This is a genomic window from Streptomyces sp. NBC_01257, assembly GCF_035917255.1.
Classification (GTDB): domain Bacteria; phylum Actinomycetota; class Actinomycetes; order Streptomycetales; family Streptomycetaceae; genus Streptomyces.
Map to the genome: position 1 here is coordinate 5,138,100 of NZ_CP108472.1, position 13,247 is coordinate 5,151,346.

Below are 13,247 nucleotides of genomic sequence, written 5' to 3' on the forward strand. Positions count from 1 at the left end.
GATTCGGCCTGCAACTCTCCAGGGCCGTGTCGGGCGTCACGTCCACAACCTCCGGCTTCGGCTGATCCTCCTGATTTCTTCTCTTGCTGCCGGATGTCAACTCCCCGTAAACAGACGGGCGGCGCGACACCCTGCAACCAGGAGATCAACAGCCTTTGAGCGGCAGCACAGTCAAAAGAAGCAGCACGGGAAAAAGAAGCAGAGCGGGAAAACTAAGCACCGTGCCCCTGATCGCGATCGGGGCAGCACTGGCCACCGCGGTACCGCTCGCGGTGGCCCCTCCCGGGGCCTCGGCCGCGGAGAGCCCCAGGTCCACGGCCGCGGCGATACGGCCGGCCGCCGAGGACATCGAGGCCTCCGACCTCGCCTGGGCCGCACGGCACTCCAGGGGCGGCATCCCGTGGGCGCTGGCAGAGGCCGCGAGGACGGGCAGGAAGACCCTCGTCCCGGACGAGACCACACCCACCAGCCTCACCTACGCCAACCCCGACGGGACGCTGACCTCAGAGGTCACCACCGGGCCCGAACGGATGCAGCGCGACGGCAAGTGGATCGACGTCGACGCCACTCTCACCGAGACCGGTGGCATGGTCGCGGCGAAGGCGCACCCCGAGGGCCTGCGACTCGCCCCGGGCGGTGGCACCCGCGCGAAATCGCTGCAGGCCGCCAACGACGCCGCAGGCCGTGACCTGGTCACCCTCGGCACCGGTGCCGAGCAGGTGACGATGCAGTGGAAGGGCGGTCTGCCCAAGCCCGTCCTGGAGGGCACCCGCGCCACGTACAAGGACGCCGTGCCCGGCGCCGACGTGATCGTGGAGGCCACCCGCACCGGCTTCGAGCAGTTCGTGCGGCTCGACTCCGCGCCGGCGGCCGGCGCCTACACCTACACGCTGCCGCTGAAGGCGAAGGGCCTCAAGGCGGCGGCGCAGAAGGACGGCTCGGTGCGGTTCACCGATGCCAGGACCGGTGCGCCCAAGGCCACCATGCCCGCCCCCGTCATGTGGGACGCGAGCGTGGACAAGATCTCCGGCAGGCACGAGAACCGTGCCCGGGTCGGCATGGAGGTCGTCGACAACGGCGGCGGGAACATCGACCTCGTCGTGACCCCGGACGCGGAGTTCCTCGCGGACCCGGCGACGGAGTACCCGGTCACCGTGGACCCGTCGACCTCCGCGCTCGGGAACACGTTCGACACCTATGTGCAGCAGGGCGAGACCACCGACCTGGGCTCGGAGACCGAGCTCGACTTCGGCAACCCCGGCACGGTCAACGCCGACGGCACGCCGCGTACCGCGCGGACGCTGATGACGTGGAACACCGCGCCCTTCGCCGACGCGCTCGTCTCCTCGGCGAGTGTGCAGCTGTACAACTTCCACTCCGGTGCCACCGACTGCAAGGCGCAGGGCTGGACGGTGTGGAACACCGGTGCCGGGTCCTCCGCCTCCCGGTGGACGAAGCAGCCCGAGTGGATGCAGCAGTACGCCACCGGCACCCAGACCGCCGGATACCCGGCGGGATGCCCCTCCACGGCGGACGGCTGGATCAAGGCCGATGTGACCGAGCTGGCGAAGGTGTGGGCATCGGGCAAGCAGACCGCCGGCCACATGGGCGTGCGTGCCGTGTCCGACGACACCAAGGCCTGGAAGCGCGTCAACAGCCGCAACGCGACGGCCAACCAGCCCAAGCTCACGGTCAACTACAACTTCCGGCCGGGTGACGGCAGCGCGCAGCAGGCCGGTGCGCCGTTCAAGTCCTACGCCGGGGTGTGGGCCGTCAACTCCACCACCCCGACCCTGCGGGACAAGTTCGCCGACGCGGACGGCGACAAGGTCAACGGGACCTTCCAGGTCTACGACGCCGCGACGAACAAGCCCATCACCACACCTGCGGGTGACGGCGCGATCGTCTCGGACTACGTCGCCCCCGGCTCCTGGGCGAGCGTGAAGGTCCCGGCCGGTCAGCTGAAGGACGGCAGGACGTACAAGTTCCGCACCAACGCCTACGACGGCACCCACTACAACCTCGGCTGGTCTCCGTGGCGCGAGTTCGCCGTCGACACCATCGCCCCCGGTGAGCCGGCCGCGATCGGCTCCGCGACCTATCCGGACGACGGACGCGGAGGCGGCACGGGAGTCCAGGGCACGTTCGACGTGGACACGGGCGACGACGGCGCGCAGCAGATCCGCTACCGCGTCGACGGCGAACTGCCCGAGGACGACGACCCCGGCCTGCTGGACGGCACCGACGAGTCCCCCGACGCGGAGGGCGGGGACTCTCCCAGGCCGCCGACCCGGCCCACCGCACGCGCGGTCGCCCCGGAGTGGCAGAGCGCGCCGACGACCGGCACCACCGGCTCGTTCACCGCGACCCCCGGCGCGGACGGCGCGCACCACGTCGAGGTGCAGACGGTCGACCGCGCGGACAACGTCGGTGCCACGGGCACCTACGGGTTCCTTGCCGGTGGCCAGGTCCGTACGAACCATGTCGTGGACATCACGCTGCCCGACAAGCCGGCGTACAGCGACGGCAAGTGGAAGGCCACCGGCGAGTGGCAGCAGATCCCCGGATGGGCGACCGCCGCTCTCAGGAGCACGGCACCGAAGTGCACCGACCGGGGTGACGGAACCGTCTCCTGCGGTGTGCTGAAGCCGCGTACGTCCAAGGGCGGTCCGGCCACCGAGCCGTCGGTCGTCACCGAGCGGCTCGACGCCGCACCGGTCGCACCGCGCGCCGGCACGGAACTGCTTCCGGAGTGCTCGGGGGTCAACCCGGACGGGACCCCGAACCCGGACAACGCGCAGTGGGGCTGGTTCAACCGCACGAAGATGTGCATGGCCGCGTACTACGAGTACTACACCTACGACAAGAAGACGAAGAAGCGCCTGACGCAGGCCGACTTCTTCATCGACGTCCAGATCAAGACCGACACCAAGTCACCGGACATCAAGTTCTGGTCGCGGATCCGCCCGAAGACGGCGCCGCCGCCCACCCCGGCGATGAAGAACGACATCGAGATCGGATTCACCCCCCGGTGCGACTTCGGCTGTACCGGCGTCCCGGCCTTCACCTGGGACGGGTCGACGACCTGGAAGGGCGCCAAGGAGTACGACAGCCATGAAGTGACCGGGACCGCCACCATGACGTACGACGTCAAGAACGACCAGAACGGCGGGGCCAACGGCAGTGGCTGGGACGGCAAGTCCCGCAAGGACAACGCTCGCTCCCGCACCATGCCGATCAGCTTCTTCGGCCCCGATTTCAACGGCGCCGCGGCCGACGAGGACTCCGACGTCGGCGTCAGCGGCGACAGCATCTTCGAGGCCGAGGCGCGCTGCGACTTCGCCGACATCGGTATGCCGCCCGGCTGTGTGTTCCCCGACTACGTGCCCGGCTATGTGATCAAGGGCAATGAGTTCCCGGCCGCCGCGGCGCACATCTGGCTGATCACCGGCAAGATCGGGCAGCGCACCGGCACCTACCCGGGCAGCTGGCCGTCCTCCCCGCTGCACTACCTGCCGATGACGGCGAAGGCGGAGCACAAGGCCAACCAGCGCAACGCGTACGACCGGGGGGCCAACGCGAACCGCAACAAGATCTGCGGCCGGAGCGGCGCCAACGGCTTCGAGCCGCACGGCCTGACCAGGAAGGCCGTGAAGCAGTACAACCACCCGAAGCGGGACACGCCGTCCTGCGACGAGTTCTCCTTCAACTCCACCTACGAGTCGGCCGGTATGCCCGCGAACATGGTTCCGTCGGGCATCACCTCGTACGCCGTCGACAACGGGGCCCAGTGCGTCCAGACGTACGAGGGTCTGGCCGACGACGGCAAGATCCATCTGCGGGACGACGGGCGCTACCCCGAGCCGGACTGGAAGAACATCAACTGCGGCCGGTCGTCGATGGCGCTGAGTGTGAACTCCGGCTCGATGGCGCCGTTCGGTGCGTTCGCCAAGGCACACCGCATGCTCGACCAGGACGCGTACTACGTGTACGCACCCATGGCCGACCTCGGCTGCGGGGAAGCCATCAAGAAGGACGTCGTCACGTGCGAGATCACTGATCTGGACCCGGACACCATTCCCTAGGCCCGGCGCACACACCAAGGGTGGAGCGGAACCCCGGCCGAACCGGGATCCGCTCCACCCGCGGTTCCGCCGGGGTGGCGACGGTCAGGGGTGCAGCGGCGTCCAGCCGGGCATCCACACGTCCCGCGGGTCCATCCACACCAGGCCGCCGTCCACGATCCCCGGGGCGCTGGTGCTGCCGATCCTCGGCCCCGTGCCCTCTCGCAGGGCTTCGACGATCTGTGCCAGCATGCCGGGCAGGGTCAGTGCACCACCGGACCCGTCGCCGTGCATCCCCGGTTCGTCCTCCATGTCCTCCATGCCCCAGGAACCGGTCGCTCCGGTGCCGCAGTGGATGAAGTCGCCGCTCCACGGCTCGTCCACCTCGTTCGCGGTGAACGGAAGCCACAGCGGGTCCCAGTCGGGCCAGGCGTCGGACAGGGCGCCGTGAGTGTCCAGGGCGGTCTCGATCGGCAGCGGCCCGTGCCCGTCCAGGAAGGCGCTCGCGCCGGTTCGGCTGTGGACGACGCCGTCGTTCAGTGTCCACAGGGCGCGCAGGGAGGCGGGCAGGGTGAAACCCAGCCGCTGTTCGGCCTGCGCCACGCGGTCATCGGACGCGCCCGGCCGCAGGGACGCGGCGGAGCCCGGGGCGTTCTCGCCCAGCCAGTCCGTGAGCCAGGTCCACGCCGCCCGCACCTGGGCCGCCTCGTCTTCTACATTTTGTTGATCCGGCATGCCGCCCACACTAGACAACGGGGGAGTCCGCCGGGCGGGCATGGCGACAAGAATCCACGGCCGCTGTCCCGCCGCCGCTCACACGGCCTTCTGGCAGGCGGCCTCCGCCGCTCTGCCCTGCACCCCGACGGCGGCCGGCGCACCCGCCACCAGCCGGGACGCCGAGGTGCGGGAGCGCTGCAGCCGCAGCGAGAACACCACCGTCACCAGCGCCACCACGGTCATCGCCGCCCCCGCCCACGCGGTCGCCGCGAAACCGAAGTCCAGGTCGATCACCGTGCCGCCCAGCCACGGGCCACCCGTGTTGCCCAGGTTGAACGCGGCGGTCGTCGTCGCACCCGCCAGGGTCGGGGCGGCGCCCGCGACGTTGAACATCCGGGCGTTCAGCGCCGGAGCGGTGAAGAACGCCGACAGACCCAGCAGGAACGCCAGCACGATCACCGCGACCTGGCTCGACGCGAACAGCGCCAGCGCGGCCAGGAACACCGTCGACGCCGTGATGCCGCTCAGCAGCACCCCGAAGAGGTGCGCGTCCGCGACCCGGCCGCCGATCGTCGTACCGATCAGCGCACCGACCCCGAACAGCGCGAGCACGGTCGGCACCCAGCCCGAGTCGAGACCGGCGACGTCCGTCAGCAGCGGCGCCAGATAGCTGAACGCGCAGAACACCCCGCCCGCCGCGAGCGCGGTGATCACGATGGAGAGCCACACCTGACGGTCGCGGTAGATGGCCATCTCCCGCTTGAGCTGCGGCTTCTCGTCCGGGAGCGGGATGCGGGGGATCATCGTCGCCACCCCGGCCAGGGCCACCGCGGAGGCCGCGCCGACCGCCCAGAACGCCGAGCGCCAGCCCAGGTTCTCGCCGAGGAAGGCCCCCAGCGGCACACCCAGGACGTTCGCGATCGAGAGCCCGCCGATCATCACGGCCATCGCACGGGCGCGCGAGTTCACCGGCACCATCGCGATGGCGACGGCGGCGCCCACCGCCCAGAACCCGGCGCAGGCGAAGGCGCTGATCACCCGGGAGGCGAAGAGGATCTCGTACGTCGGCGCGAGCGCGCCCGCGACCTGCCCGAGGCCGAAGACCGAGATCAGCGCGATGAGCGTGGTGCGGCGCGGCAGCCGGAGCGTGGCGACGGCGAGCAGCGGGGCGCCCACCACCATGCCTATCGCGAACGCGGATATGAGGAGACCCGCGCGCGGGATCGACACGTTCATGTCATCGGCGATGGGCGGCAGCAGCCCGGAGAGCATGAACTCGCTCGTACCGAGAGCGAAGACCGAGAGTCCCAGGATGTACACGGCCAGGGGCATGCGGGAGCGGCTAGCGGCAGAGTCGGGCATGACAGGTGCCAACAGCGGAACAGACCGTCGCATTCCCCGGCCCGTTCCCCGGCCTCGTTCACCGGCTCCTTCCGGCCGGCCGGAAAGAGGCCCCGCCCGCTCAGTGCGAGGCGAGCAGCTCCAGCTCCGTCAGCAGGTTGTGCCGCGCCCTCGGCTCCCACTCCGCCGCCCCGTGCGGCGTACGGAACAGCCGCGGCAGCTCCAGGAGCTGCCGCAGCACCGCCGCCCGCCCCTCCCGGAACGCCTCGTCCGGGACGAAGCCGTACTCCTCGCGCACCCGGGACGCGTACTCCGCGTACTCCTTCGGTGACGCGGCCAGGATCGCGAGGTCCGCGTCGCACAGCACCTCGCCGTTGGTGTCGCCGTCCGCCGGGTCGTGCGAGACCGTGAGCCGGACCAGCCGGGCGACCTCGGTGGTGGTCGTAGCGGGCACCCCGGCCTCGGGCAGGGCGCGCTCGGCGAGCACGGCGCTGCGCTCCTCGTTCTCGGTCCGGTCGGGCCGGTACACCGCGTCGTGGAACCAGGCGGCGAGCCGTACCGCGTCCGCGTCGGCGGCATGACCGGCGAGCGTGTCGATGCGGTCCAGGACCGCCGCCAGGTGCGCGGTGGTGTGGTACCTGCGCTGGGGTTCGGCCCAGCGGGCCAGCAGGTTGTCGGCGTACGGCAACGGGTCGGGGCCCGGCCCGCCGGCCCGCGCGGCGGTCAGGGAGTCGCGCCAGCGGACGCGGAGCCCGGCGTCGTCGGTGCTGCGGGTGCCCTGAGCGGTGTCGTCCATGGGGACGAGCGTAGGGGTGTCCGGTCGCGTCGGGGCCGTGCCGCCCGCCACATCTGTGCGGAACGCCGGTCCGCGCGGGCCCGCGGTGGTTGGCTGGGCCCATGGCTGACGAACGCGATCCCGAGCTGCCCGGTCTCCTGCTGCGCACCGAGCGGGACCTCCTCCTCCCGCTGCTGCGGTCCGCCGCGGCGAGCGACTTCACCCTGCGCACCGCGTGTCCCGGCTGGACCGTGCGCGATCTGCTCGCGCATTGCAGCTCCGCGCTGGACCGGGTGGTGGAGAGCCGGTTCGGGCCCGACGTGTACAGCCCCGAGAGCAACGACCGCGACATCGCCGAACGCGCCGGCTGGACGGACGCGCAGGTGCTGGACGAGCTGGAGCGCGGGATGACCGAGGCCGGTGCGGCGATCGCCGGGGCGGGCGGGGTGCTGGACGCGGTGGCGCTGGGGGAGTGGGTGCACGCCGGGGACGTACGCGAGGCATGGGGGCTCGACGGGGCCTACCGGGGCCCCGGACTCGGACACGCCCTCGGGCTCCTCGGCCCGCGCTCCCGCCGCGAGAAGACACCGCTGCTGATCGCGCGGTTGGAGGACGGCGGCGACGAGCTGGTCCTCGGCGCCGAACAGGACGGCCGCGCACCCGCCCGCTACCGGGGCGACGGAGCGACGCTGATCAGGCTGTACGCGGGCCGGCCGCTGGTGGGGACGCGGTACGAGCTGGAGGGCGCGAAGGAGAGCGAGCTGTGCGTCTTCTGACGGACGGCCGGCCGCGGTGAGCGCTAACGTGCGCAGCGTGACGAATCTGATGCAGCCGGCGGACCGGGGCGACGGACCGGCCGAGGCCGGCCCCATGGATCTCAACGCGGACCTCGGCGAGGGGTTCGGGCGCTGGCCCCTCACCGACGACGAGGCGCTCCTCGCGTGCGTGACCAGCGCCAACGTGGCATGCGGCTTCCACGCCGGCGACCCCTCGGTGATGCGGCGGGTCTGCGACACCGCCGCCGCCCGCGGCGTCCGGATCGGCGCACAGGTCTCGTACCGCGACCTGGCGGGCTTCGGGCGCCGCTCCATGGACGTGCCGTCCGACGAGCTGACCGCCGAAGTGGCCTACCAGATCGGCGCCCTGCGGGTGTTCGCCGAGGCGGCCGGTGCCACCGTCGCGTACGTCAAACCGCACGGCGCCCTCTACAACCGGGCCGTCCACGACGACACGCAGGCCGCCGCCGTGACCGAGGGCGTCCGGCTGGCGGGCGGGGACCTGACCGTGCTCGGACTGCCCGGCTCCCGGCTCCTCGTACGCGCCGCCGAAGCGGGACTGCCCACGGTCGAGGAGGCCTTCGCCGACCGTGCGTACACCCCGCAGGGCACGCTCGTGCCGCGCACCGAAGCGGACGCGGTCGTGCACGACGGGGACGAGGTCGTGCGCCGCAGCGTCGGGATCGCGGTGGACCGGAGCGTGATCGCGGCGGACGGCGTACGGATCCCGGTCGTGGCCCGGTCCCTGTGCGTCCACGGCGACACCCCCGGCGCGGCCCTGATCGCGCGGCGGGTGCGGGCCGCGCTGGAAGAGGCGGGCGTCGCGGTCCGGGCGTTCACGTGAGCACGCCCCGCCCGGACGCGGAGGGGCGCGGACCCGCGCCCCTCGTGCTGACCGCCGGGCCTGCCGCGCTGCTCGTCGAGCTCGGCTCCGGCGAGGAGACGGAGGCCTTCCACGCGGAGCTGCTGCGACGCCGCGGGAAGGGCGAACTGCCCGGCGTGCGCGAGATCGTGCCCGGGGCCAGGACGGTCCTGCTGGACGGCATCGCACAGGACCCGGCCGCGCTCGCCCGCGAGATGGTGACCTGGCGGGTGCCGCCGCTGCGTCGCGACACGGGCGAACCGGTGGAGATCCCGGTCGTCTACGACGGCCCGGACCTGGCCGACGTCGCCGAGGCGTGGGGCGTCGCCGCCGACGAGGTGGGCCCCCTCCACGCCGGGACCGCGTTCCGCGTCGCCTTCTGCGGCTTCGCCCCCGGCTTCGGGTACCTGACCGGGCTGCCCGAGCGCCTCCACGTGCCCCGCCGGGCCACCCCGCGGACCCGGGTCCCGGCCGGAGCGGTGGCCCTCGCCGGCCCCTACACCGGGGTGTACCCGCGGCTGTCGCCCGGCGGCTGGCAGCTCATCGGGCGGATGCCGGACCCGGCCGCGCTGTGGAACCCGGACCGCGAACCGGCGGCCCTGCTGACACCCGGGGCCCGGGTGCGTTTCGTCGAGGCGGCGGCATGAGCGGGCAACTGGAGGTCGTCCGCGCCGGCGTCCTGACCACCGTGCAGGACGAGGGGCGGTTCGGCCACGCGCACCTGGGCGTGGGACGGGCGGGCGCCCTGGACGCACCGTCCGCCCGGCTCGCCAACCGGCTGGCCGGCAACCCCGTGACCGCCGCGCTCCTGGAGACGACCGCCACCGGCTGCGCCGTCCGCCCGGACCGCGCCGTGCGGGTCGTCGTCGGCGGCGCGCCCTGCCGGGTGACGGTCGACGGGCGGCCGGTGGCGTGGGGGGCCGCGGTGCGGGTGCCGGCGGGCGCGGTGCTGGACGCCGGCCCCGCCGCGTACGGGCTGCGCGGCTACCTGGCGTTCGCGGGCGGCCTGCGGCCGCGGCCGGTGCTCGGCAGCAGGTCAGCCGACCTGCTCTCCGGGCTGGGCCCGGCACCCCTGCGCGACGGGGACGTCCTCCCGCTGGGCGCGCCCCCGTCCGGCCGCGTCCACAGCGGCGAGGCGGTGCCGTGGCCGGGCGTGCCCGACACACTCGTGCTCCCCGTCCGTCCCGGCCCCCGCCACACGTGGTTCACGCCCGCCGCCCTGCGTACGTTCACCTCCGCCGCGTACCGCGTCTCCCCGCAGAGCAACCGCATCGGCCTGCGGACCGAGGGCCCGTCCCTGGAGCGCGCCCGCACGGGCGAACTGCCCAGCGAGGGCATGGTGCTCGGCGCCGTCCAGGTGCCCCCGGACGGGCGGCCGGTGGTGTTCCTCAACGACCACCCGACGACGGGCGGATACCCGGTGGTGGGCGTCGTACCGGAATCCGCGCTGGCCGCGGCGGCGCAGGCGGTGGCCGGGACGGTGGTGCGGTTCGTGCGGGCATGAGACGGGACAGGCGCCGTCGCACACCGCGCCGGGCCCGTCCACGCCTGCCCGCAACGCCGGCCCGCGCTTATTCGCGCGACACGGACCGCCGCCTCTGGAACGCTACGTCGCGGACTGTGCCCGAGGACGGAAGCGGAGGGGTGCGCGATGGGGTTCACGCTGGAGGGACCGGTTCTGGAGGGCTCGCGGGTGCGCCTGGAACCGCTGGGGCACCGGCATGCGCGGGACCTGGCCCGGGCGGCGGAGGAGGACCGGGGTTCGTACCGCTTCACCTGGGTGCCCCGCGCCCATGAGATCGAGGGATACCTCGACGAACAGCTGGCCCGCACCGCCACCGGGAAGCTGTTCCCGTACGCGCAGGTGGACCGGGCGTCCGGCCGCGCGGTCGGCGTCACGGCCTACTGGGAACCGCGGCACTGGCTGGACGAGGACATCCTGAGCGCGATCGAGGTCGGCTTCACCTGGCTCGCCGCGTCCGCCCAGGGCTCCGGCATCAACGCCGAGGCCAAGTACCTGCTGTTCCGGCACGCGTTCGAGGTGTGGGGCGTGGCACGCGTCGACCTGAAGACGGACGCGCGCAACAGCCGCTCCCGGGCCGCCATCGAGGCGACGGGAGCGCGCTTCGAGGGCGTGCTGCGCAACTGGTCCCGCTCCTCGGTGCCCGGCGAGGACGGAATGCTGCGGGACTCCGCGATCTTCTCGGTCACCGCGCAGGAGTGGCCGGACCGGCGGAAGGCCATGGAGGAACGCGTCGCACGCGGGCGCAGGACCTGACCCACCGGGCCGGCCCCACTCCCGCGCACGACGGCCTGCACCCCTACGCGGCCGCCCGGAACCCGCGCAGCCGAAGCGAGTTGCCGACGACGAACACCGACGAGAACGCCATCGCCGCACCCGCGATCATCGGGTTCAGCAGCCCCGCCGCGGCCAGCGGCAGCGCTGCCACGTTGTAGGCGAAGGCCCAGAACAGGTTCGTACGGATGGTGCCCAGCGTCCTGCGCGACAGCCGGATCGCGTCCGCCGCGGCCCGCAGGTCCCCGCGCACCAGCGTCAGGTCACCGGCCTCGATCGCCGCGTCCGTGCCCGTGCCCATCGCGAGGCCCAGATCGGCCTGGGCCAGGGCGGCCGCGTCGTTCACCCCGTCACCGACCATCGCGACCGAACGGCCCTCCCGCTGAAGGCGCTTGACGACGTCGACCTTGTCCTGTGGCATGACCTCCGCGTACACCTCCTCGATGCCGACCTCGGCCGCGACCGCCTGCGCCACCGCCCGGTTGTCACCGGTCAGCAGGATCGGCGTCAGACCGAGTCCGCGCAGGCGTCGGATCGCCTCGGCACTGGTGTCCTTCACCGCGTCGGCCACCTCCAGGACCGCCCGCGCCTCGCCGTCCCAGGCGACCGCGATGGCTGTCCGGCCCGCGGCCTCCGCCGCGGCCTTGCGCCGGGACAGCTCCACGGGCAGGCGGATCTCCCACTCGGCGAGCAGCTGTTCGCGGCCGACGAGGACGGCGTGGCCCTCCACGACGCCCTGGACGCCGAGCCCGGGGATGTTGGCGAAGTCCTCGGGGGAGGGGAGCGGGGTGCCGGTCCGCTCGGTGGCTCCGGTGGCGACGGCCTGGGCGATGGGGTGCTCGGATGCGTGCTCCAGAGCGCCGGCGAGGCGCAGGACGTCCGCCTCGGTGGTGCCGTCGGCGGTGTGGACGTCGACGAGCGTCATCCGCCCGGTGGTGACGGTGCCGGTCTTGTCCAGGACGATCGTGTCCACCCGGCGCGTGGTCTCCAGGACCTCGGGGCCCTTGATCAGGATGCCGAGCTGCGCGCCGCGCCCCGTGCCGACCATGAGGGCGGTCGGGGTGGCGAGGCCCAGGGCGCACGGGCAGGCGATGATCAGGACGGCGACGGCGGCCGTGAACGCGGCTGTCAGGCCCGCCCCGTTGCCCAGCCAGAAGCCGAGCGTCCCGAGCGCCAGCGCGATCACGACGGGGACGAACACCGCGGAGATCCGGTCGGCCAGCCGCTGCGCCGCGGCCTTGCCGTTCTGCGCGTCCTCGACGAGCTTCGCCATCCGGGCCAGCTGGGTGTCGGCGCCGATCCGGGTGGCCTCGACGACGAGCCGGCCGCCCGCGTTCAGCGTCGCGCCGGTCACCGGGTCGCCCGCCGTGACCTCGACGGGCACGGACTCACCGGTCAGCATCGACGCGTCCACCGCCGAACTGCCCTCCACCACCGTGCCGTCCGTGGCGATCTTCTCGCCGGGCCGGACCAGGAACCGGTCCCCGACCCGCAGATCGGCCGTGCCCACGGTGACCTCGCGGCCGTCGCGCAGGACGGTGACCTCCTTGGCGCCCAGTTCGAGCAGCGCCTTCAGCGCGGCGCCCGCCTTCCGCTTGGAGCGGGCCTCGAAGTAGCGCCCGGCCAGGATGAACGCGGTCACTCCGGCGGCCGCTTCGAGATAGATGTTCCCGGCGCCGTCGCTGCGGCCGATGGTCAGCTCGAAGGGGTGCGTCATGCCGGTCATCCCGGCGGTGCCGAAGAACAGCGCCCACACCGACCACAGGAAAGCGGCCGATGTGCCGACCGAGATCAGCGTGTCCATGGTGGCCGCGCCGTGCCGCGCGTTGGTCCACGCGGCGCGGTGGAAGGGCCAGGCGGCGTACGTGACGACGGGGGCGGCGAGGGTGAGGGAGAGCCACTGCCAGTTGTCGAACTGGAGGGCCGGGATCATCGCCATCGCGATCACCGGCACCGCGAGGACGACCGCGGTGACCAGCCGCTGCCGCAGCGGAAGCAGCTCGTCCGCCGCCTCGCCCTCCCCGGGCCCGTCGTCGGCCCGTACGGCCGGGGGCGCGGGCTCCTTCGCGGTGTAGCCGGTCTTCTCGACCGTCGCGATCAGGTCCTGTACGGAGACGTCCGCGCCCCGGTAGCTGACCCGGGCCTTCTCGGTGGCGTAGTTGACGGTGGCCTCGACGCCGTCCATCCGGTTGAGCTTCTTCTCGATACGGGCCGCGCACGAGGCACAGGTCATGCCGCCGATGGCGAGCTCGACCTCTGCGGCGGCGCCGTCACCGGTGGGGTCACCGGGGACGGTGGTGCCGGTGGTGGCTGCGGTCTGCGCGGACACGGTGCCTCCTCGTTCACTGGATCATTCATACCCCCTAGGGGTATGCGATGCTGATTCAGGTATACCCCCTGCCCCTATCCGGACGCA

10 protein-coding genes are annotated in these 13,247 nt (G+C 72.8%); 6 read left to right on the top strand and 4 right to left on the bottom strand.

Features of this window, described 5'->3' with window-relative positions:
• Window positions 1-221: 221 nt before the first annotated feature.
• Window positions 222-4,085: a DNRLRE domain-containing protein gene (locus OG408_RS22195; RefSeq protein WP_326671551.1), complete on the top strand. Its 3,864-nt coding sequence runs from the start codon at window positions 222-224 to the stop codon at window positions 4,083-4,085.
• An 84-nt stretch (window positions 4,086-4,169) separates the two neighbouring features.
• Here the strand turns inward: OG408_RS22195 and OG408_RS22200 are convergent, their stop codons facing one another.
• The 3 genes from OG408_RS22200 to OG408_RS22210 form a co-directional block, all read right to left on the bottom strand.
• Window positions 4,170-4,799, bottom strand: a complete 630-nt coding sequence (locus tag OG408_RS22200) for an SMI1/KNR4 family protein (protein WP_326671553.1) — start codon at window positions 4,797-4,799, stop codon at window positions 4,170-4,172.
• 78 nt (window positions 4,800-4,877) lie between these two features.
• Window positions 4,878-6,113 carry a Cmx/CmrA family chloramphenicol efflux MFS transporter gene (locus tag OG408_RS22205; RefSeq protein ID WP_266781152.1) on the bottom strand — a complete coding sequence of 412 codons (1,236 nt, stop codon included), beginning with the start codon at window positions 6,111-6,113 and terminating at the stop codon, window positions 4,878-4,880.
• A 130-nt stretch (window positions 6,114-6,243) separates the two neighbouring features.
• The gene (locus tag OG408_RS22210; RefSeq protein WP_326671556.1) at window positions 6,244-6,918 is read right to left on the bottom strand and encodes an HD domain-containing protein; all 675 of its coding nucleotides are present in this window, start codon (window positions 6,916-6,918) and stop codon (window positions 6,244-6,246) included.
• A gap of 101 nt (window positions 6,919-7,019) precedes the next feature.
• Between OG408_RS22210 and OG408_RS22215 the strand changes: the two genes are divergently transcribed.
• The 5 genes from OG408_RS22215 to OG408_RS22235 all read left to right on the top strand — a co-directional run bounded on the left by OG408_RS22215 (window position 7,020) and on the right by OG408_RS22235 (window position 10,813).
• Complete coding sequence (locus OG408_RS22215; protein WP_266781156.1) at window positions 7,020-7,673, top strand: maleylpyruvate isomerase family mycothiol-dependent enzyme; 654 nt, start codon at window positions 7,020-7,022, stop codon at window positions 7,671-7,673.
• A 94-nt stretch (window positions 7,674-7,767) separates the two neighbouring features.
• On the top strand, window positions 7,768-8,517 hold the full coding sequence (locus OG408_RS22220) for a LamB/YcsF family protein (RefSeq protein ID WP_326674575.1): 750 nt from the start codon (window positions 7,768-7,770) through the stop codon (window positions 8,515-8,517).
• Window positions 8,518-8,561: 44 nt separating this feature from the next.
• Window positions 8,562-9,182: a 5-oxoprolinase subunit B family protein gene (locus tag OG408_RS22225; protein ID WP_266786333.1), complete on the top strand. Its 621-nt coding sequence runs from the start codon at window positions 8,562-8,564 to the stop codon at window positions 9,180-9,182.
• The gene (locus OG408_RS22230; protein ID WP_266781158.1) at window positions 9,179-10,039 is read left to right on the top strand and encodes a biotin-dependent carboxyltransferase family protein; all 861 of its coding nucleotides are present in this window, start codon (window positions 9,179-9,181) and stop codon (window positions 10,037-10,039) included. Before OG408_RS22225 ends, OG408_RS22230 begins: the two co-directional genes overlap by 4 nt.
• 147 nt (window positions 10,040-10,186) lie before the next feature.
• Window positions 10,187-10,813 (top strand): GNAT family N-acetyltransferase, encoded by a 627-nt coding sequence (locus tag OG408_RS22235; RefSeq protein ID WP_285573018.1) that lies wholly within the window; start codon window positions 10,187-10,189, stop codon window positions 10,811-10,813.
• 43 nt (window positions 10,814-10,856) lie between these two features.
• Here OG408_RS22235 and OG408_RS22240 read toward each other — a convergent pair whose 3' ends face one another.
• A complete protein-coding gene (locus tag OG408_RS22240) occupies window positions 10,857-13,160 on the bottom strand; it encodes a heavy metal translocating P-type ATPase (RefSeq protein ID WP_442806056.1) in 2,304 nt (767 codons plus the stop codon).
• Between the last annotated feature and the right edge of the window lie 87 nt (window positions 13,161-13,247).

Coding starts and splice junctions, on each gene's coding strand:
- OG408_RS22215 (WP_266781156.1), top strand. CDS start 7,020: ATGGCTGACGAACGCGATCCCGAGCTGCCCGGTCTCCTGCTGCGCACC.
- OG408_RS22205 (WP_266781152.1), bottom strand. CDS start 6,113: ATGCCCCTGGCCGTGTACATCCTGGGACTCTCGGTCTTCGCTCTCGGT.
- OG408_RS22235 (WP_285573018.1), top strand. CDS start 10,187: ATGGGGTTCACGCTGGAGGGACCGGTTCTGGAGGGCTCGCGGGTGCGC.
- OG408_RS22230 (WP_266781158.1), top strand. CDS start 9,179: ATGAGCGGGCAACTGGAGGTCGTCCGCGCCGGCGTCCTGACCACCGTG.
- OG408_RS22210 (WP_326671556.1), bottom strand. CDS start 6,918: ATGGACGACACCGCTCAGGGCACCCGCAGCACCGACGACGCCGGGCTC.
- OG408_RS22220 (WP_326674575.1), top strand. CDS start 7,768: ATGGATCTCAACGCGGACCTCGGCGAGGGGTTCGGGCGCTGGCCCCTC.
- OG408_RS22200 (WP_326671553.1), bottom strand. CDS start 4,799: ATGCCGGATCAACAAAATGTAGAAGACGAGGCGGCCCAGGTGCGGGCG.